The 19,004-nt window shown below is 57.4% G+C and carries 18 protein-coding genes and 1 tRNA gene; 9 read left to right on the forward strand and 10 right to left on the reverse strand.

The window, feature by feature from the left end; genetic code table 11:
• Positions 1 to 31 precede the first annotated feature (31 nt).
• Together AC0V6N_RS14270 and AC0V6N_RS14275 are read left to right on the forward strand one after the other, a co-directional pair.
• Positions 32 to 1,885, forward strand: a complete 1,854-nt coding sequence (locus AC0V6N_RS14270; RefSeq protein WP_486172201.1) for a cation:proton antiporter — start codon at positions 32 to 34, stop codon at positions 1,883 to 1,885.
• Positions 1,886 to 1,897: 12 nt separating this feature from the next.
• Positions 1,898 to 2,500 carry an OmpA family protein gene (locus tag AC0V6N_RS14275; protein WP_486172202.1) on the forward strand — a complete coding sequence of 201 codons (603 nt, stop codon included), beginning with the start codon at positions 1,898 to 1,900 and terminating at the stop codon, positions 2,498 to 2,500.
• Here AC0V6N_RS14275 and AC0V6N_RS14280 read toward each other — a convergent pair.
• From AC0V6N_RS14280 to panC, 6 genes are all read right to left on the reverse strand, one after another.
• Entirely contained in the window at positions 2,483 to 3,217 is a 735-nt protein-coding gene (locus AC0V6N_RS14280) for a 3'(2'),5'-bisphosphate nucleotidase CysQ (protein ID WP_486172203.1), read from the reverse strand. The two genes, AC0V6N_RS14275 and AC0V6N_RS14280, sit on opposite strands and share 18 nt — an antisense overlap.
• An 8-nt stretch (positions 3,218 to 3,225) precedes the next feature.
• Positions 3,226 to 5,142 carry a sulfate adenylyltransferase subunit CysN gene (cysN, locus tag AC0V6N_RS14285; RefSeq protein WP_486172204.1) on the reverse strand — a complete coding sequence of 639 codons (1,917 nt, stop codon included), beginning with the start codon at positions 5,140 to 5,142 and terminating at the stop codon, positions 3,226 to 3,228.
• A complete protein-coding gene (gene cysD / locus AC0V6N_RS14290; protein ID WP_486172205.1) occupies positions 5,142 to 6,074 on the reverse strand; it encodes a sulfate adenylyltransferase subunit CysD in 933 nt (310 codons plus the stop codon). Before cysD ends, cysN begins: the two co-directional genes overlap by 1 nt.
• A 35-nt stretch (positions 6,075 to 6,109) precedes the next feature.
• Positions 6,110 to 6,183 (reverse strand) — tRNA-Gly (locus tag AC0V6N_RS14295).
• A gap of 43 nt (positions 6,184 to 6,226) precedes the next feature.
• Complete coding sequence (locus AC0V6N_RS14300; RefSeq protein WP_486172206.1) at positions 6,227 to 7,276, reverse strand: DUF475 domain-containing protein; 1,050 nt, start codon at positions 7,274 to 7,276, stop codon at positions 6,227 to 6,229.
• A 14-nt stretch (positions 7,277 to 7,290) separates the two neighbouring features.
• The gene (panC, locus tag AC0V6N_RS14305) at positions 7,291 to 8,151 is read right to left on the reverse strand and encodes a pantoate--beta-alanine ligase (RefSeq protein WP_486172207.1); all 861 of its coding nucleotides are present in this window, start codon (positions 8,149 to 8,151) and stop codon (positions 7,291 to 7,293) included.
• A 106-nt stretch (positions 8,152 to 8,257) separates the two neighbouring features.
• Here panC and AC0V6N_RS14310 point away from each other — a divergent pair, with 106 nt between their 5' ends.
• The 7 genes from AC0V6N_RS14310 to AC0V6N_RS14340 all read left to right on the forward strand — a co-directional run bounded on the left by AC0V6N_RS14310 (position 8,258) and on the right by AC0V6N_RS14340 (position 16,331).
• Positions 8,258 to 9,070 carry a division plane positioning ATPase MipZ gene (locus AC0V6N_RS14310; RefSeq protein ID WP_486172208.1) on the forward strand — a complete coding sequence of 271 codons (813 nt, stop codon included), beginning with the start codon at positions 8,258 to 8,260 and terminating at the stop codon, positions 9,068 to 9,070.
• 16 nt (positions 9,071 to 9,086) lie between these two features.
• A complete protein-coding gene (locus AC0V6N_RS14315) occupies positions 9,087 to 9,389 on the forward strand; it encodes a J domain-containing protein (protein WP_486172209.1) in 303 nt (100 codons plus the stop codon).
• Between the two features lie 77 nt (positions 9,390 to 9,466).
• The gene (gene pgmG, locus AC0V6N_RS14320; RefSeq protein ID WP_486172210.1) at positions 9,467 to 10,894 is read left to right on the forward strand and encodes a phosphoglucomutase/phosphomannomutase PgmG; all 1,428 of its coding nucleotides are present in this window, start codon (positions 9,467 to 9,469) and stop codon (positions 10,892 to 10,894) included.
• Positions 10,842 to 12,188: a hypothetical protein gene (locus AC0V6N_RS14325; protein ID WP_486172211.1), complete on the forward strand. Its 1,347-nt coding sequence runs from the start codon at positions 10,842 to 10,844 to the stop codon at positions 12,186 to 12,188. The genes pgmG and AC0V6N_RS14325 overlap by 53 nt, the downstream gene beginning before the upstream one ends.
• 86 nt (positions 12,189 to 12,274) lie before the next feature.
• Entirely contained in the window at positions 12,275 to 13,093 is an 819-nt protein-coding gene (locus tag AC0V6N_RS14330) for a DUF2059 domain-containing protein (protein WP_486172212.1), read from the forward strand.
• 5 nt (positions 13,094 to 13,098) lie between these two features.
• Positions 13,099 to 15,561 carry a ligase-associated DNA damage response DEXH box helicase gene (locus AC0V6N_RS14335; protein ID WP_486172213.1) on the forward strand — a complete coding sequence of 821 codons (2,463 nt, stop codon included), beginning with the start codon at positions 13,099 to 13,101 and terminating at the stop codon, positions 15,559 to 15,561.
• Between the two features lie 62 nt (positions 15,562 to 15,623).
• The gene (locus tag AC0V6N_RS14340; protein ID WP_486172214.1) at positions 15,624 to 16,331 is read left to right on the forward strand and encodes an aminoglycoside adenylyltransferase domain-containing protein; all 708 of its coding nucleotides are present in this window, start codon (positions 15,624 to 15,626) and stop codon (positions 16,329 to 16,331) included.
• A gap of 35 nt (positions 16,332 to 16,366) precedes the next feature.
• On the opposite strand, the gene AC0V6N_RS14345 is transcribed toward AC0V6N_RS14340, so the two are convergent.
• The 4 genes from AC0V6N_RS14345 to AC0V6N_RS14360 all read right to left on the reverse strand — a co-directional run bounded on the left by AC0V6N_RS14345 (position 16,367) and on the right by AC0V6N_RS14360 (position 18,930).
• Positions 16,367 to 16,807 (reverse strand): ExbD/TolR family protein, encoded by a 441-nt coding sequence (locus tag AC0V6N_RS14345; RefSeq protein WP_486172215.1) that lies wholly within the window; start codon positions 16,805 to 16,807, stop codon positions 16,367 to 16,369.
• A 182-nt stretch (positions 16,808 to 16,989) separates the two neighbouring features.
• Positions 16,990 to 17,427 (reverse strand): ExbD/TolR family protein, encoded by a 438-nt coding sequence (locus AC0V6N_RS14350; RefSeq protein ID WP_486172216.1) that lies wholly within the window; start codon positions 17,425 to 17,427, stop codon positions 16,990 to 16,992.
• Between the two features lie 32 nt (positions 17,428 to 17,459).
• Entirely contained in the window at positions 17,460 to 17,996 is a 537-nt protein-coding gene (locus AC0V6N_RS14355) for an ExbD/TolR family protein (RefSeq protein ID WP_486172217.1), read from the reverse strand.
• 157 nt (positions 17,997 to 18,153) lie between these two features.
• Complete coding sequence (locus AC0V6N_RS14360) at positions 18,154 to 18,930, reverse strand: MotA/TolQ/ExbB proton channel family protein (RefSeq protein ID WP_486172218.1); 777 nt, start codon at positions 18,928 to 18,930, stop codon at positions 18,154 to 18,156.
• Positions 18,931 to 19,004 lie beyond the last annotated feature (74 nt).

The raw sequence follows: 19,004 nt of genomic DNA on the forward strand, positions 1-19,004 counted from the left end.
CGTGTAGTAAGAGCAAGGATCACACTTTTCTATGGAATCGCAAGCTCTTGTCATCGCCACTGTCGGCGCCCTTGGAATAGGGGCGCAGTGGATTGCGTGGCGTACAGGTTGGCCAGCGATTGTGCTCATGCTCGCTGCGGGTTTTATCGCTGGCCCCATCACAGGCCTGATCGATCCTGAAGCCACCTTTGGCGAAATGCTCGATCCGATGATTAGCGTCGGTGTGGCGCTGATATTGTTCGAAGGGGGCCTCAGCCTAGACCTACGCGAGCTGCGCCATTCGGGCAGAGCGGTAATCCGGCTTGCGACCGTTGGCGTGCTGATTGGATGGGTGCTCGGCGCGCTTGCTGGGTATTATATTGCGGGCCTTGTCTGGCCGGTAGCGGTGCTGTTTGGCGGTATCTTGATCGTCACCGGGCCGACCGTGGTTGTCCCCTTGCTGCGACAAGCGAACATCCAACCACGTCCCAACTCGATCCTGAAATGGGAAGGCATCGTCAATGATCCCACCGGCGCATTGTGCGCGGTGATTGCCTACGAATACTTTCGCCGCGTAAAGGAATTTCCCGATGCATCTGTCATCGATGTCGTCCCGCCTCTGATCATTGCAGCCATTCTGGCTGGTCTGATCGGCTACGCTGCGGCGCGGCTTATCGCTTATCTCTTCCCCCGCGGTGCGATCCCTGAGTTTCTTAAAGTGCCGGTGCTCTTCACCACGGTGATCGCTGTCTTCGTGCTGACCAATTCCATTGAGCATGAGGCGGGTTTAGTCGCCGTGACCGTCATGGGCATCACGCTTGCAAACCGCGATGTGGCCAGCATCCGTTCGATCCACCCGTTCAAGGAAAACATCGCGATCCTGCTGGTTTCAGGTATCTTCATCCTGCTGTCGGCGTCGCTCAAATGGGAGGAGCTGACCTATCTCAACCCCCAGACGAGCATCCGCCCACTGCTATTCCTGCTCGCGCTGCTGTTTTTGGTAAGGCCGGCGACCGTTCTCCTCAGTCTGCTTGGTACCGATGTGCCGTGGAAGGAGCGATTGTTTGTCGCCTGGATCGCTCCGCGCGGGATCGTGTTGGTCGCGATCTGCGGCCTATTCGCGCTTCGCCTTGGAGATCTTGGGATTGAGGGTGGTCAGCTACTGATCGGTCTCAGTTTCGCAGTCGTGGTGATGACTGTGATCGCGCACGGCTTCACTATCAATCTCGCAGCCAAATGGCTCGGCGTGAAAGGCACATCGCGACCCGGATTGCTGATCGTTGGCTCAACGCCTTGGACTATCGCTCTTGCCAAGCAGATGGAGGCGATCAAGACCCCCGTTATGATCGTAGACCCCAGCTGGCAAAGGCTGGGCGCGGCGCGGCGCGAAGGTCTGCCCTTTTACCACGGTGAAATCCTGAATGAGGCGACCGAGCACAATCTCGACCTCGCGCCGTTTCAGGTGCTAGTCGCTGCCACCGAGAATGAAGCCTACAACGCGCTGGTCTGCAATGAGTTCGCACATGAGGTGGGTCGCGACAGTGTCTATCAATTGGGCGAAGACAGCGAAGGCGATGACCGCCACGCATTGCCAGAGAGTATTCGCGGGCGTGCTTTGTTCAAAAGCGGTTTTGGCGTGACCGATGTGAATGACCGACAGCGCGAGGGCTGGATATTCAAAAAGACCAAATTGTCGGACGAGTTCGACTATGAAGACGCTCAGGAGAAACTGCCTGATAGCGCCACGATGCTGCTGCTTGTACGCAATGATGGCACTTTGCGCTTCTTCACCCACGCTGCTGCGCCAGAGCCGCGCGCAGGCGATACGATCATCACCTTTGCGCCGCCGCAAATCAAACGCCCCTCTCCCAAGAACGAGGGCACAGCAAAGCCGCAAACGGCTTAAGGTTATGGGATCATGAGGACGAATATAAGGCTTGGACGGATTGGTATCGCTTTGGCGCTTACGGGTGCGTTGGTCGCGTGCAAATATGAGCCAACATCGGTGGAAGATGCGCCTGATGCGAGGGAGGCATCCTCTGCGGCAGAGGCGGAAACCGTGTCCATTCTGCGCCCTGATGTAGAGGCTGAGCAGGAGGAGGTGATGGCTGACGTTCTGGAGCCCCTTAACGTCACGATCGGTTTCCCTGATGGGGGCGATGAGATTGACGAGGCCGGTCTAGCTGGCCTGCAAGAGGTGATCGGATCGCAGCAAATCGAATTGGGAGGCCCGATTGTCTTGCGCGCTCATAGCGATTCGGCAGGCAGTGATAGGGTCAACGCTGATGCTGCAGAAATGCGCGGCTTGGCGGTCGCAGCGTGGCTGATCGATCACGGCGTCGATGAAACACGCATCGACGTGATTGTCTTTGGTGAACAGAACCCAATTGAACCCAACGCTTTGCCAGACGGTTCACCGAATGAAGAAGGACGCGCGCTTAATCGCCGGGTCGAGGTCTTGATCGTTCCGCCTGACGCAAGTTCACCGGATGACTCCGGTGCCTCAGAGGCCAGCGACTAGTTCGAGCACTCTTTCCGCATATTCGGGGCGACAGATCAGGAGGTCAGGCAAATAGGTGTCCGTCTGATTGTAGCGTAGCGGCGACCCATCAATACGCGAACAATGCAGGCCATGAGCAAGCGCGACCGCGACCGGTGCGCAGCTGTCCCATTCATATTGCCCGCCTGAGTGAAGATAGATTTCAGCTTCTCCACGCACAACGGCCATCGCCTTTGCGCCGGCGCTGCCCATTGGGACAAGCTCTCCGCCCATTGCTTCGCACACGGCCTCAGCCTCTTTGGCGGGGCGTGATCGGCTAACGAGGAAGCGTGGTTTCTCGGCTGCTGGTGGCAGAGGGTTTACAGTGTCGGTGCGCAGGACCACTCCGCCATCGAGGCCAGGCAGTGCAACAGCTCCGGTGGTCGCAACGCCGTCAACTGACAGCCCAACATGTACCGCCCAATCGCTGCGCTTCTCGCCATATTCGCGCGTCCCATCGACAGGGTCGACAATCCAGACGCGTCTCATAGAGCAGCGCGCGATGTCGTCCTTTTCCTCTTCGGAAAGCAGCGCATCTTCCGGTCGCGCTGCGCGAAGAGCGTGGCATAAGAATTGGTTGGCTGTTGCATCGCCGGCAGAGCCAAGCGCCTTACCTTCAAACACTCTTGCATCGCGCACATCGAGCAATAAGCGCCCGGCCACTTCAGCCAAGTGGGCGGCTAGTTGCGCATCGGTCATTGTTGCACTCATTTGAGCGGCAATATCTGACTGATGATGTATTCTGCAGCCTCAGTCGGCGTCATATCCACGGTGTTCACGCGAATTTCAGGCGTCTCAGGCGCTTCATAGGGGCTGTCGATGCCTGTAAAGTTGGCAAGCTCGCCAGCACGCGCTTTCTTGTAGAGACCTTTTACATCGCGCTGCTCTGCCACTTCGAGCGGCGTATCGACGAATATCTCGATAAACTCACCTTCGGGTAGCATTTCACGCACCATCTGCCGCTCTGCACGGAAGGGAGAGATAAAGGCGGTGAGCACTATCAGGCCCGCATCCGACATCAGCTTTGCAACCTCGCCAATGCGACGGATGTTTTCAATCCGGTCGGTCTCCGTAAAGCCGAGATCCTTGTTCAACCCGTGACGCACATTGTCGCCGTCGAGCAGGAAGGTGTGGCGGTTCATCAAGGCGAGCTGTTTTTCGACCTCGTTCGCGATGGTTGACTTGCCCGAGCCCGAAAGCCCTGTGAACCACAGCACACGCGGTTTCTGGTTCTTAAGCAGCGCGTGATCATCACGGGTAATCGTCGTCGGTTGCCAATGCACGTTTTGCGCGCGGCGGAGCGAGAATTCGATCATGCCCGCACCAACGGTTGCATTGGTAAACTTGTCGATCAGGATGAACCCGCCGAGCTGGCGGCTCTTGGCATAGGGTTCGAAAACGATCGGTTTGTCGGTCGCAAATTCAGCCACGCCGATTGCGTTGAGGCCAAGTGTTTTAGCAGCCAAGTGATCGAGGCTGTTGACGTCGATCTCATATTTCGGCGCCTGCACCGTTGCGGTGACCATCTGGCTGCCGATTTTGAGCCAATATCCGCGCCCCGGTTTCATCGCGGTCTCGTCCATCCAGACGATAGTGGAGCAGAACTGGTCTGAGACTTCGGCAGGATCATCGGCGGCGGTCAGCACGTCGCCCCGGCTGCAATCGACCTCATCGGTAAGGGTGATGGTGACCGATTGGCCTGCAACCGCTTCGTCCAAGTCGCCGTCGAAGGTCGCTATGCTTTTGACCGTGCTGGTCTTGCCTGCGGGCACGACGCGCACAGGATCGCCCGGTTTGACTGTGCCGCCCGTGATCTGGCCGGCGAAGCCGCGGAAATCGAGGTTCGGGCGGTTCACCCATTGTACCGGCATGCGGAATGAGCGTTCTTGCGCAGCGGCGTTGGCGACCTCCACATTCTCAAGGTGTGAGATCAGTGCAGGCCCAGAATACCAGGGCGTATTCGCTGAGGGGGCCGCTGTGATGTTGTCGCCTTTGAAGCCTGAGATCGGAATCGCGGTGAAGCTTTCAATGCCCACTTCCTGCGCGAACTCGGTGTATTCAGCGACAATCGCGTCAAAGGCGGCTTGGTCGTAGTCCACCAAGTCCATCTTGTTCACCGCCAGCACCAGATGTTTGATGCCCAGCAAATGCACCAGATAGCTGTGCCGCCGCGTCTGTTGGAGTACGCCCTTGCGCGCATCGATCAGGATCACGGCCAAGTCAGCGGTGGATGCTCCGGTGACCATATTGCGCGTATATTGTTCATGCCCCGGCGTATCGGCGACGATGAATTTGCGCTTTTCCGTGGTGAAGAAGCGGTAGGCAACATCAATGGTAATGCCCTGTTCGCGCTCTGCGGCAAGGCCATCAACCAGCAATGCAAAGTCGATCTCTTCGCCTTGCGTCCCGTGCTTCGCGCTATCGGATTGAAGCGCGGTGAGCTGATCTTCGAAGATCATTTTGGAGTCGTAAAGCAGCCGCCCGATCAGGGTCGATTTGCCATCATCCACGCTGCCGCAGGTAATGAAACGCAGCAGGCTTTTATGCTGATGCTGATCCAAATAGGCGTCAATGTCTTCGGCAATCAGCGCGTCTGTTTGGAAAGAGCTATCGTGAGTGGTCATCAGAAATACCCCTCTTGCTTCTTGTCTTCCATTGAGGCTGATTGCCCTTTGTCGATCGCGCGACCTTGCCGTTCAGATCCGGTCGCAAGCAGCATTTCCTGAATGATCTTGCTCATATCGGTCGCATCGCTCTCAGTCGCGCCGGTCAAGGGGTAACAACCCAAAGTGCGGAAACGAACCGAGCGTTCGACTGGCTCTTCGCCCTCTTCAAGGCGGAAGCGGTCATCATCGACCACCAGCAACATGCCATCACGCTCAACGGTCGGGCGTTTCTGGGACATGTAGAGCGGCACAATGTCGATCTTTTCCAGCGCGATATACTGCCAGATATCAAGCTCGGTCCAATTGGAGATTGGGAAGACGCGGATGCTCTCATCCTTGTTCTTCTTGGCGTTGTAGAGGTTCCACAGCTCGGGCCGTTGGTTCTTTGGGTCCCAGCGGTGTGAGGCCGTGCGGAATGAGAATACGCGTTCTTTCGCGCGCGCTTTTTCTTCGTCACGCCGCCCACCGCCAAAAGCAGCGTCAAAGCCATGTTCGGTAAGTGCGCGTTTCAGCGGGTCGGTCAGCTGCGCCTGCGAATAAAGCGCGCTGCCTGTGTCGAACGGGTTGATGCCTTGTTCCTCGGCGTCTTCGTTCTGCGCAACGATCAGCTCCAGCCCATATTCCTTGACCGTCTTATCGCGGTGATCGAGCAGCGCCTGAAAGTCCCAGCCGGATGCCACATGCAGCATCTTGAACGGTGGAGGCGAGGGGTAAAACGCTTTACGCGCCAGGTGCAGCATCACCGACGAATCTTTGCCGACGGAATAGAGCATGACCGGATTCTCAGCTTCGGCCACGACTTCGCGGAAGATATGGATACTCTCGGCCTCAAGCCGTTCGAGATGGGTAAGCGTTCGCATGGCAGAGCAGCTAGTGCCCCGACGACGCAAAAAACACAAAGATTTGATTGTCGGGGGTGAAGCTTTGGAGCGGGTAAGGGGAATCGAACCCCTCTAGCTAGCTTGGAAGGCTAGAGCATTACCACTATGCTATACCCGCCCGCTCTTTGAAGCAGCGCCATTGCCACCACAGGCAACAAAACTCAAGCTTCCATTGCGGCTCCGCTTTCAACATCGGCACGGTTGGCGCGCACCGATGCCCAGAAGGCGAGGCCAATCAATACCGCACCGATAAGTCCGGTAATCACCTCAGGAATATGGGCGAAGGTGTTGATGTACATGATCGTCGCCAGCGCCAGGATCGCATAGAACGCGCCATGTTCGAGATAGCGGTATTCGGACATCGTGCCCTTGCGTACTAGGAAGATAGTCATGGAGCGCACAAACATCGCCCCGATGCCAAGGCCGATTGCGATGATAATCAGATTGTTGGTGAGCGCAAAGGCTCCGATCACACCGTCAAAAGAGAAGCTTGCGTCGAGCACTTCGAGATAGAGGAACGCGCCAAATCCTGCCTTTGCTACGTCGCCGGTCGATGGTGTGGGCGGCTCAAGCACATGATTGACGATTTCGACCACGAGATAGGTGAGCAATCCGCCAATCGCTGCGATGATGAAGGTCAGTGCATCTGCTTCTGCGAGCATGGTCGATGTTGCCCACGTGGCGAGTAGCACAAGGCCGATGGAAATAGCTTCAATATCCGCCACCTTGGCCAGCGGGCGCTCGATGGCAGCAATCCAATTAAGCTCCTTGTCGGAATCGAAGAAGAATTTGAGCCCGACCATGCCCAGAAACGCGCCGCCAAAGCCCATCAGGCCAATATGCGCGTCGCTCACGATGCGCTGATATTCGGCGGGCTCGCTCAAAGCCAAACTGACAGCGTCGATGGGGCCAAGTTTTGCCGCAACCATCACGATCACCACCGGGAAGACAATCCGCATCCCAAACACCGCGATCGCAATCCCCCAAGTGAGAAAGCGCTGCTGCCAAACCGGGTCCATGTCCTTCAAGATCGAAGCGTTAACCGCTGCATTGTCGAACGAAAGCGACACTTCGAGCACGGCAAGCACTGCGCAGATCCAAAGGATCGAAAGCATACCTTCAACAGTGCCATGCAACGACCAACCATACCATGCACCCAAAGCAAGGCCGATGGCGGTAAAGAGGAACGAGCCCCAGAAGTGTTTTAACATAAGAAGGCCGACCCTTAGGCTTGTTCAATCGCCATATTGTCGATCAGCCGCGTTTTGCCAAGCTTGGCGGCAGCGAGAATGCGTGCAGATTTGCCGGTGAGCATATCAATCGGCTCAAGGCTAGTGGCATCGACGATCGCAACATAGTCGACCTCAAATCCGGCAATCGTAAGCGCACGCTTAGCAGCTTCGATCGCGTCAGAAATCGAAGCTCCACCCTCAACCGCCTTAGTTGCAGCCTTAAGCGAGTTGGGAAGAGTTGTAGCAGCCTCTCGCTCGTCTCCGCTCAGATACCGATTGCGGCTCGACATCGCCAAGCCGTCTGCCTCGCGCACCGTTGGTACGCCGATGATTTGATGCGCTGACGGCAAAGTTAGATCGAGATCGCGGGCCATTGCCCGGATCACCGCGAGTTGTTGGAAATCTTTTTCGCCAAAGAACGCCATATCGGGCTGCACTTGGTTGAAGAGCTTGCAAACCACCGTGGCAACGCCGTCGAAATGGCCTGGGCGGTCCGCACCGCAGAACCTCTCGCTCACTTTGCTGACAGAAATATTGGAAACGAACCCGTCCGGATACATCGTCCCAACTGTCGGCGCCCAAAGCAGCGCGCAGCCTTCGCGCTCGAGCATCTCGGCATCCTGCTCAAGCTGCCGCGGATAGGCGTCCAGGTCCTCATTCGGGCCAAACTGCGTGGGGTTCACGAAGATCGAGGCGACCACGTGGTCGCATTTCTCGCGCGCGCGGCGTACCAGTGTAAGGTGCCCATCATGCAAGGCACCCATAGTGGGCACCAGGCCGATCGTCTCAGCCCCGCCTCCGCGTAATTTTGAGACCTCATTTCTCAACACATCGAGTGTATGTGCAGTTTGCACGGGTCAAACCCCTCCGATACAGCGTCTTAAATCACCACACGCATCGGGCTACGCGTTTGAAGCCAATACATGCAAGAGCTTCGTTAAAGGATCGCTCGCGAAAACAATGACTGGCAAGACTGCACACAGGATCGTCTTTGCGAACGAAAAGGGCGGCACGGGCAAATCGACGACGGCCGTGCATATTGCCGTGGCGCTGTCCTATCTGGGTGCGCGCGTGACCGTCATCGATCTGGATCCGCGCCAGCGCACCACGCATCGCTATATGGAAAACCGTTTCCGCACGATGCAGCGCCGCAACATTGAGCTTCCCACGCCCGCCTGCGAAGTATTCAAGGGGCGCAGCGAACAGGCATTGCTGGTGGCGATTGATCGGCTGGAGAAGGATTGCGATTTCCTGATCATCGACAATCCGGGACGCGATGACCCCTTTGCACGCTGCGCGGTTGAAAATGCCGATACGCTGGTCACACCAATGAACGATAGCTTCGTCGATTTCGATTTGATCGGCCAGGTCGATCCCGAAAGCTTTCAGGTCAGGAAATTGTCATTCTTCGCAGAGCTTATCTGGGAGGCACGGGTTAAACGCAGCCGGGCAACGATTGCTGAAAAGCGTCCGGAGATGGACTGGATCGTCGTGCGCAACCGCACCGGCTATACCGAGGCGCGCAATATGGCGCGTATTGAAAAAGCGCTAACCGAAATGTCGAAGCGGGTCGGTTTCCGGGTGACCCATGGCCTTTCGGAACGCGTGATTTACCGTGAATTGTTCCCATCAGGACTGACCTTGCTCGATAAGGGTCATCTGGGCGATCTGGGGACCAGCCATTTGGTTGCCCGGCAGGAATTGCGTTCGCTGTTAATGGCGCTCAAACTGCCCGAGTTCGAAAAATCAACGCCGCCCAAGAAAGTCGCCTAAGAGAGTCCTCACACCTATGCTTCGTATTGCCGTCATTTTGCTGCTCGTTTGCCTGCTGTTTCGCTGGGCGTTCGGCCAATGGCCGTGGCAAGCGATGAGTTCGAAGCCAACCCGGTCGCAAAAAGTGTTCAAAGCACGCAAATTGTTGGCGGTCGAAGAAACTGCCACGCGCGATCAAATCCTGCTTGCGCACAGGCGCTTAATCGCAAAAGTGCACCCCGATGTTGGCGGTTCCAACGCCAAAGTGCATGAAGCCAACGCGGCGCGCGATCTTTTGCTGGATGAGCTGCCAGATGGTGATGACAGGCTCAGCGATTGAGCGTCAATTGATTGACATGATTGCGGTATAGTCGGCTTGCGACTTGCCAAACACAGCTAAGAGAAGGCCTCTCCCAAATGGCTCACACATTCGATCAGACCGTTCTTCGTGAGTATGATATTCGCGGGATTATTGGCGAAACACTGGGCGCGGATGATGCGCGCGCGATTGGTCGCAGTTTCGGGACACTGCTGCGCCGTGCCGAAGGCGAGGGTTCTTCACCGACGGTTGCGATTGGTTACGATGGCCGGGTCAGTTCGCCTATGCTCGAACACGCGCTGGTCGAAGGGCTTACGGCGAGCGGGTGCGATGTTGTGCGGATCGGCATGGGGGCGACCCCAATGCTGTATTATGCAGAAGCCTCAAACGAAGAAGTACAGGGCGGCATTCAGATAACTGGCAGCCACAATCCCCCCAATTACAACGGCTTCAAAATGGTATTTCAGGGCCGACCGTTTTTTGGGGCGGACATCCAGAAGCTGGGGGAATTGGCAGCAGCGGGCGACTGGCTCGATGGAGCTGGCGCAGTTTCGCAGAGCGATATCATGGGCGAGTATGTCGAGCGTATGCTCGAGGGTCTCAGCGGTATCGACACCGCCAGCCTTTCCTCGCTCAAGGTCGGCTGGGATGCCGGGAACGGCGCGGCCGGACCTGCTCTCGAAATGCTCGCTGCGAAATTGCCGGGCGAGCATCATTTGCTGTTTACTGACGTTGATGGACATTTTCCAAACCACCATCCTGATCCAACGGTTGAAGAGAACCTGACCGACCTTCGCGCGCTCGTCGCTGAGAAGAACCTCGATTTTGGAGTGGCTTTTGATGGCGATGGCGACCGGATCGGCGCAATTGATGGTGAAGGCCGGGTGATCTGGGGCGATCAGCTGCTGATGATCTACGCCGAAGACGTGCTCAAAACCCATCAAGACGCCACGATTATCGCCGATGTGAAGGCCAGCCGCGCGCTGTTTGATCACGTATCCGAGCATGGCGGAAAGCCGCTCATGTGGAAGACTGGCCACTCGCTGATTAAGTCCAAAATGAAGGAAACTGGTTCACCGCTTGCAGGCGAAATGAGCGGGCATGTCTTCTTTGCAGACACCTATTACGGGTTTGACGACGCTCTTTATGCAGGGATTCGTTTGCTGGCGGCCTCCGCCCGGCTCGGCAAATCGGTGACGGAGCTGCGCAGCGCGATGCCGGATATGCTCAACACGCCCGAAATGCGGTTTCAGGTCGATGAAGCGCGCAAATTTCCGGCGATGGAAGAGATTTCCGGACGGCTTACCACCAATCCCGGCCCCGAAGTTGAAAGCGTCAACGCAACCGACGGCGTGCGCGTGAACACGGCGGATGGTTGGTGGCTCTTGCGCGCTTCGAACACACAGGATGTGCTGGTGGCTCGGGCCGAGAGTGACACCGAGAATGGGCTTGAGCGGCTGATTGCGCAGATCGATGAGCAATTGGCGCTATCCGGTCTCGAACGTGGGGAGAGCGTTGGGCACTAAGGGGGCAGACTGGGCCTGGGTCGCTCTAGGCATAGAAGAGACAACCGATAGGGACGCAATCCTTGCGGCCTATGCGGCCAAGCGCGCTGAGCTGGATGCGCAGGCCATGCGTATCTCTGCCTTTGCCGAGCTGACCGAGGCGCGAGAGAAGGCGCTATTCCTCGCCTCCGCAATGCAGCGCGAGGCTGAGCGTAGGGGCGATGAGCAAGCGCTTGACGCTTCGCCGCCGCCACTAGATTCCCCCGCAGAGCCAGAGCCAGAGCCAGAGCCAGAGCCAGAGCCAGAGCCAGAGCCAGAGCCAGAGCCAGAGCCAGAGCCAGAGCCAGAGCCAGAGCCAGAGCCAGAGCCAGAGCCAGAGCCAGAGCCAGAGCCAGAGCCAGAGCCAGAGCCAGAGCCAGAGCCAGAGCCCGCATGGGAGCATGGTGGCCGCTTCACCGGTGCGACGGAGCCGGTCAACGAACTGGTCGAAGACTTCATTGCATCGCAGGCACCGCGCCATGACGGAGGCCTGCAATCGGGCACATTCTCCGCATTCGTCGAACGCTATTCGTTCAAGAAGTACAGCGCCTTCATCTTTGCAGGCGTGTTCATGCTGCTTGTTACTTGCGTAAGCCTCGGCGGCGAGGAACCGGAATACGCACCTGGTTCTGTAACTAGCCAGCCGCCGGCAAGCCCTGTCCCAGAAAGTCGCGATCCAGGTGCTGTTGATCCTGCGCGCATTGATGCGATGGCGGCGACGCTGTTTGGCAGCGGGTTCGACTATGTGCGCTTGATCCAGGCCGATAGCGCGCTCGCACTCGATCTGGTGAACCGCACTCCATCAAATTCGGATGATATCGAAATCGCGCGCGCTTTCCTGCGAAATCGCATTTTGGATGTCCGAACAGCGGTATCGCAAGAGCAAGCGCTCGCTATCGCAGAGCTGCATTTAGCTTGGCTCACAACCGCGCAGGACGCAGGACAGACTGCGTGTGGCGAAGTGATCGCTGCGCGATTTGATAATGGCGTGCCTCAGATGCGCGAAGATTGGGGGACGTTTGAGCAAAGTGTCGCCGCCGATCTTTTGACGTCCGGCGCGTTCAGTGCAGATCCTCCCGTGGACGCAGACGAAGTTGGCGTTCCCGCATGGGCGGTCGAGGCAGCGGCAGAACGCTATGGGATTGATGATGCGACGCTGCAATCTGCGATGGCTTCGCCGGGTGATCCCAACCGCTGCGCCATCGAAATTGCTCTCTTGCAAGCCATGCTTGAACGTCCTGAGGATGTAACGCCCGCCATGCTCGCCGCGATTTGATGCGTTTTGGACGTAGGTTATTACTGGAACCTCGTGAGCGGCTCAGGCATATATCGCACAACACCACCTGCAACAGGATCGCCCAAATGAAACGCTTCACCATCGCCGCTGCTTGCGCGCTCTCGCTCATCTCTGCACCGGCAGCTGCACAAACCGTCCCAAGCGAAACGCTGACCGATGAACAGTATGAAGCGCTGGGCAATATGTTTGGCGATATGTTCGGCAATGCAGAGCCGCTCACCGAAGAACAGCAAGATCGATTGCCCGCAGCCATGCTGGTTGTCTCAAAATTGATGCCTGAGGGCACAATGGCGCGGATGATGGAAGAAAGCATGCAGCCCATGATGGAAAGCATGATGGGCGGATTTGGCGCCGCGCCTGCGCTCTCCGTCTCGCAACTGACTGGATTGAGCCCGTTTGATCTGACTGAGGTGGATGACAAGCGGCTGGAGGAGGCAGCGGCCTTGCTCGATCCGGCCGCTGAAGAGCGCAACACTGCAATGACTACATCAATGTTCGGCCTGATCGGCGAAGTCATGGTTGATGTTGAGCCAGCCTATCGGGCGGGTCTTGCGCGCGCCTATGCTGTCCGTTTCACCAAGGCTGAACTGAATGACCTCGCGACCTATTTCGAAACTCCCGTGGGCAAGAAATACGCTGCGGAAAGCTATCTGATCTTTGCTGATCCGCAGGTTATGTCGTCGATGAATGAGATGATGCCTGCAGTCATGCAGCGCATGCCAGAGATCATGGAAAACGCGCAGACGATTGCGCAGGAATATCCGCAGGGGCGCCGCTACTCTGAGCTCAGCGAAGCGGAGCAAAAACGGCTCGCTGAATTGCTGGGTGTCAGCGTCGATACGCTCGCTCAAAACGAACCGGCGGAGACGCCCAGCGCGTTCTGACATTGATGGGTGAGCCTGCTCTCCCTCCTGAAATACAGGGTTGGTTCGATGCGCGCGGGTGGCGGGTGCGTCGCCACCAGCTCGATATGCTTACCAAAGCGCGCGAAGGGCGGCACGCGTTGCTGGTTGCCGATACGGGTGCGGGTAAGACGCTCGCCGGGTTCCTGCCGACATTGTGCGATTTTGCACCTTCGAATGGTGAATCGCCCGAAGACGGTCTGCACACGCTCTATGTCTCGCCATTGAAGGCCCTGGCGCATGATGTGAAGCGCAACCTGCTCACCCCTGTTGAGGAAATCGGGCTTCCTATCCGGGTCGAAACTCGCAGTGGTGACACCTCGTCCGACCGCAAGAAACGCCAGCGCACAAAGCCTCCGCATGTCCTGCTGACGACGCCTGAGAGCCTCTCGCTGCTGCTGTCCTACCCTGAAAGCCTCGACCTGTTTCGCACGCTTAAACGCGTAGTGATTGATGAGGTTCACGCCTTCGCCACGGGTAAGCGGGGCGATTTGCTGGCGTTGAGCCTTGCGCGGTTGCAACAGCTTGCGCCCGATATGCAGCGGGTCGCCCTCTCAGCGACCCTCGCCAATCCGCTCAGCTTTCAGGAATGGCTGGCCCCGCAGCCTGCGGATGGCACGGGCGAGATGCATGCCGCCGATCTGGTGTTGGGGGAGGCGGGAGCAGAGCCAGACCTGCAAATCCTGCTCCCTATTGAGGAGCGCGTACCATGGGGCGGGCATGCCGGGCGCTGGGCGGTCGACCAATTGTATCAAGCGATAAAGGACAATCGGACCACGCTGGTCTTTACCAACACACGCTTTCTGGCAGAATTTATCTTCCAATGTCTGTGGGAGGTGAACGAGGACAACCTGCCCATCGGCGTCCACCATGGCAGCCTGTCGAAAGAGGCGCGGCGCAAGGTCGAAGATGCGATGGCCGATGGAAAGCTGCGCGCACTCGTCGCCACCGCCAGCCTCGATCTGGGGGTCGATTGGGGCGATATTGATTTGGTAGTGCAGATGGGCGCGCCAAAGGGATCATCGCGGCTGCTCCAGCGGATTGGGCGTGCAGGCCACCGGCTCGACACGGCTTCGCGAGCAATGCTCGTGCCGGGCAACCGCTTTGAGTTCCTCGAAGCGATGGCGGCCAAGGATGCAGTTGATGAGGGGCAGCGTGATGGCGAAGAGTTTCGCGCAGGCGGTCTCGATGTGCTCGCTCAGCATGTGATGGCCTGTGCATGCGCAGGACCGTTTCATGAGGATGATCTTCTGGCGGAGCTGCAAAGCTCGCTCGCTTATGCCTGGCTTGATGCGGAGGCGCTTGGGCGCGTGCTCAGCTTTGTTGAGAATGGCGGCTATGCCCTGCGCGCCTATGACAAGTTCAAGCGGATCGTGCGCGCGAAGGATGGCACTTGGCGGCTCGCTCACCCTAACCAGGCCCAGCGCCACCGCATGAATGCCGGCATCATTGTCGATAGTGAAATGCTCACCGTGCGCTTCAAGAATGGCCGCAAGCTGGGCAAGGTTGAGGAGCGCTTTGCCGCGCAGCTTTCCACCGGCGACACCTTCTTCTTCGCAGGGATGAGTGTTGAGGTTGAGAGCGTCAAAGACATGGACGTGATCGTGCGCGCGGCCAAGAAATCCGCGACTATCCCGAGCTATGGAGGTCTGCGCCTACCACTCACCACGCACCTCGCCACTCGCGTACAAGCGATGCTGGATGATCGCGCGGGCTGGGGGCGTTTTCCCGATGATGTGCGCGAATGGTTGGAGGTGCAGGATAATCGCAGCCGCTTGCCAAAACCCGGCGAACTACTAGTCGAAAGCTTTCCCCACCACAAAAAGCACTACACCGCCTACTACACTTTCGAAGGGTGGAACGCGAACCAGTCGCTGGGCATGTTGATCACGCGGCGGATGGAAGATCGCGGGCTGATGCCGGGCGGGTTTGTCGCGAATGATTACACGCTGGCGGTATGGGGATTGAAGCCGGTGGAAGACCCCAAGCCGCTGCTCTCGCCTGATATCCTTACCCATGAATTCACCGATTGGGTGACCGAAAGCCACCTGCTGCGCCGCGCTTTCCGCGAGGTCGCGGTGATCAGCGGACTTGTCGAGCGCCAGCATCCCGGCAAGCGCAAGACGGGCAAACAAGTCACCTTCTCAACCGACCTGATTTACGACGTGCTCAAGAAATATGAGCCCGACCACGTGCTGCTGGAGGCCGCATGGGCCGACGCCCGCGCACGGATGACTGATGTGGGGCGGCTCGCGGATTTGCTTGAGCGATCGCAAACGGAAATGGTCCATGTTGAGCTGGACCGCGTGTCGCCGCTCGCAGTGCCGGTGATGACCATGATTGGTCGCGAGTCCGTACCTCAAGGTGCAGTGGATGACGAACTGCTGCTAGAAGCGGAGAGCTTGGTGGGTGAGGCGATGCGGATTGATCCGCCGCTCGAAGGCGATTGATGATGGATGCTTTGTCAAATGCATTTGAACCTGGATCTGCTGTTCCGGAGTACCTGCGAATTGTGAGCAGGATTCATCGAGATGTGCTCGGACCTGATCTGGTTGCGCTCTATCTGCATGGCTCTGTCGTACAGAGCGATTTTCAGCCGCATTCGAGCGACCTCGACATTCTAGGCGTCGTGTCGGGCGCATTTACATCCGCCCAGCGTGACGAGCTTGTGGCTCTCCTGAGCCACAAGACCTTACCTGTGCCAGCATTTGGCCTGGAATTGATCCTATGCGCGGCCGATGCTGTGCGCGCGCCGCCTGTAGAGATGCCGTATGAGTTCGCTTTGTCGACCGGTCGGGAGTGGGGCACACAGGTCGAAACGGATGGTACGACCAGCGACATTTTGATCCACATGCAATTGTGTCGGCAATCAGGACTATCCCTTTGGGGAGCTGACCCCTGCGATGTTCTGGCTCCAGTATCGATGAACGATCTCCGCGCTGCGTTGCTGAGCGAAATGCTTTGGCATCGTAAAGATTTGCGCACTGATCCCACCGATCAGGCGATCACCAATGCAGTCTTGAACGCGGCGCGGTCGCTCAACGCCATCGAAACCGGGCGGATCATATCGAAGACCGAAGGAGGGAAGTGGTGGCTTGCCTTACACGCCGAGGATCAGCTTGTGGCACAGGCGCTCGAATTCAGGATGAAGCGCAGCGGATCGGCACCCGCTGCGCGATCTGCGCGGAACTTTGTGGAGCTTGCGATTGCGCAAATCTGAGGTTTCCCCTCATTTCAACCTGGGCGAGGTTTAGCTCAGTCCAGCCCCGCATATTTGTGATTGCCGACAAAGGCGAAGCGTTCTGCGCCTGACTCTTTGATCAGCGCAATCGTGCGGGCGGATTTGTCGTAGCTGGCCAGCGCCTCCGGCTCGAAGCGCAGCAAAGGTTGCTCAGACATCGCAGCAGCGACAGCGACCTGTTGGCGCAACTGCTCTGTCGTGACAGGCACGCCGTTCCATAACAGCTCATCCTGAGCGGTGATGGCGATGGTGTTTTCGGTCAAATTGACGGGGCAATTCTCGCAATCGCCATTGGGTAGATCGACCTGTGTCTCATGCAGTTTGATCGGCACCGCCATGATCAGCATGACGAGCAGCACCAGCAATACATCGATAAAGGGAGTGACGTTCATCTCCCCGATCGTGCGCGAATTGCTGGGGGCGTATTTGTTCGGGCGAGTGACTTTTTTTGGCATCTCTCTCTCCTTTTGTCGGGAGGTCTTAGGGGTGGCTCCCGGAAGCGATGATACACAGTCACCTAAAAGTTGCCTAACGCGTACCGGTATGGGTTTTGGGACTTATCGGGCCGCAGTTCCCCTCAAACAAAAAGGGCAGCTCCGCAGAGCCGCCCTTCATGCACCTGTCATTTCTGACGAGTTTAACTTCCGGAATTGAAGACCCGGTATTTTTCATTTCCGACAAAGCCGAACTTCGTGACGCCCGATGCCTTAATGATGTTCAGCACCTTGACCGAGAGGTCATAGCTGGCGAGCGCTTCTGGTTCGAATTGAAGCTCAGGCTCAACTGCAAACCGAAGGCTTTCCTGCAGGTTAGCCACAAGCTCACCTTGGCTGATCGGAGTTGCGTTCCACAGGATTTGACCGTCCTGTGTGAGCACCAGTTTGTTTTTGATCGGATCCACCGGCGGCGGATTATCATTCGGTGTCGGTTGCGGCAGATCGATATCAACCGAGTGTGTCGCCACCGGAATGGTGATGATGAACATAATCAGCAGAACGAGCAAAACGTCGATCAGCGGGGTCATGTTCATGTCGATCATCGGTTCGCCGTCAAGCTTACCTCCAGCCATACCCATGTCAGTTACTCCTTAAATCGTGTCGCGCTGGTTTAGATACCAGGCTCAACCGGGTTCGAGATGAAGCCAACGGTCGGATAGCCCGCACGCTGAATGTTGTAGATCGTACCTGCAACGCAGCGCCATGGAGCCTCACGGTCAGCACGAATGTGGACCTGTGGGATCCGGTCTGGATCTTCCATCAACGCCTCTGGACCGCCAGCCTGCTGAACGATTGCATCCAAGCGATTGAACGCAAGATCATACAATTCATCAGAAGAAACAGGGGTGATGTTGTTGAAGTAGACCCGGCATTCGCCCTGGCGCGTTGCACCTTCAAATCCAGCTCGAACCGTAGTGGCCGTTTGCCCGTTCACATCCGTCGTGCTGACGGTGAGCTGCAGGTTTTCGACCTTGTTCTTCGCTTCGATGGACTCGAATACGGGGATCTCGAGCTGTTCAATCGTCTGAATTGCGACCGGAACAGCGATGAGGAAGATGATGAGGAGAACCAGCATCACATCCACGAGCGGCGTGGTGTTGATGTCGGACATCGGGGTATCGCCCCCACCTCCCGAAGAAATCGCCATTGTGAATTCCCTATTGGCTCAATGAAGAGCGGTTATTCTTTCGCGCCAGAGGCAAGCAGTGACTGGCACCGGCGCGCATTGGTGAAGAGTGAAATTTCCGGGTAGTTGAGGGGCGGCGGCGTGATGCTGCCTACCCCTCAATCCCGAAATCAAACTCTTACTTCTTCATCGCCGCAGCAGCTGGCTTAGCAGCTGGTTTTGCTTTAGCGGCAGGCGCTGCTGTAACGGCAGGCTTAACCGCACCGTCCGAGCTGATGTAAGCAAGGATGTCGGTTGAGAAGCTGCCGAGCAGCTCACCGATGCGGCGGTTGCGCGACTGCAGCCAGTTAAACGCAAGCACGGCAGGCACAGCCACGAGCAGACCAATCGCGGTCATGATCAAGGCTTCACCAACTGGGCCAGCAACCTTATCGATCGAAGCAGAACCTTCGATACCGATGTTGATCAGCGCGCGGTAAATACCGATCACGGTACCGAGCAGACCAATAAACGGTGCGGTAGCGCCCACAGATGCGAGGAAGGGAAGACCACCGGCAAGCGCTGCGTTGATCGAATCTTCTGAACGCTGCAGCGAACCGTGCATGTAGTCATGCGCTTCGAGGCTGTCGGTCATCTTTTCATGCTTTTCCTGAGCGACAATCGCGTCGTCAGCAAGCTGGCGCCATGCGCTGTTCTTCTCAAGCTTGGCAGCGCCTTCTTTGAGGCTGCCAGTGCGCCAGAACGATGATTGAACGGCCTTGTACTGCTTCATGATTTTGTTCTGTTCGAACAATTTCGTGAACAGGATGTAGAACGAGCCAACGGACATGATGACCATGACGGCAAGGATCGACCAAGCAACGGGGCCGCCTTCTCTCATGGCTTCCATGAAGCCGAACTTGTTCTGGATCTCGTTGTCGGCTGCTGCGCCGGCTGCAAGGTAATAAAGGTTCATTGCGAGTAGTCCTCTTAAAAATCCCTGTCCGAACCCTCCACCTCCTCCAAACCCGAGGTGGAAGGGTCCGACAA

It is taken from the genome of Erythrobacter sp. S57(2025), from assembly GCF_057365055.1.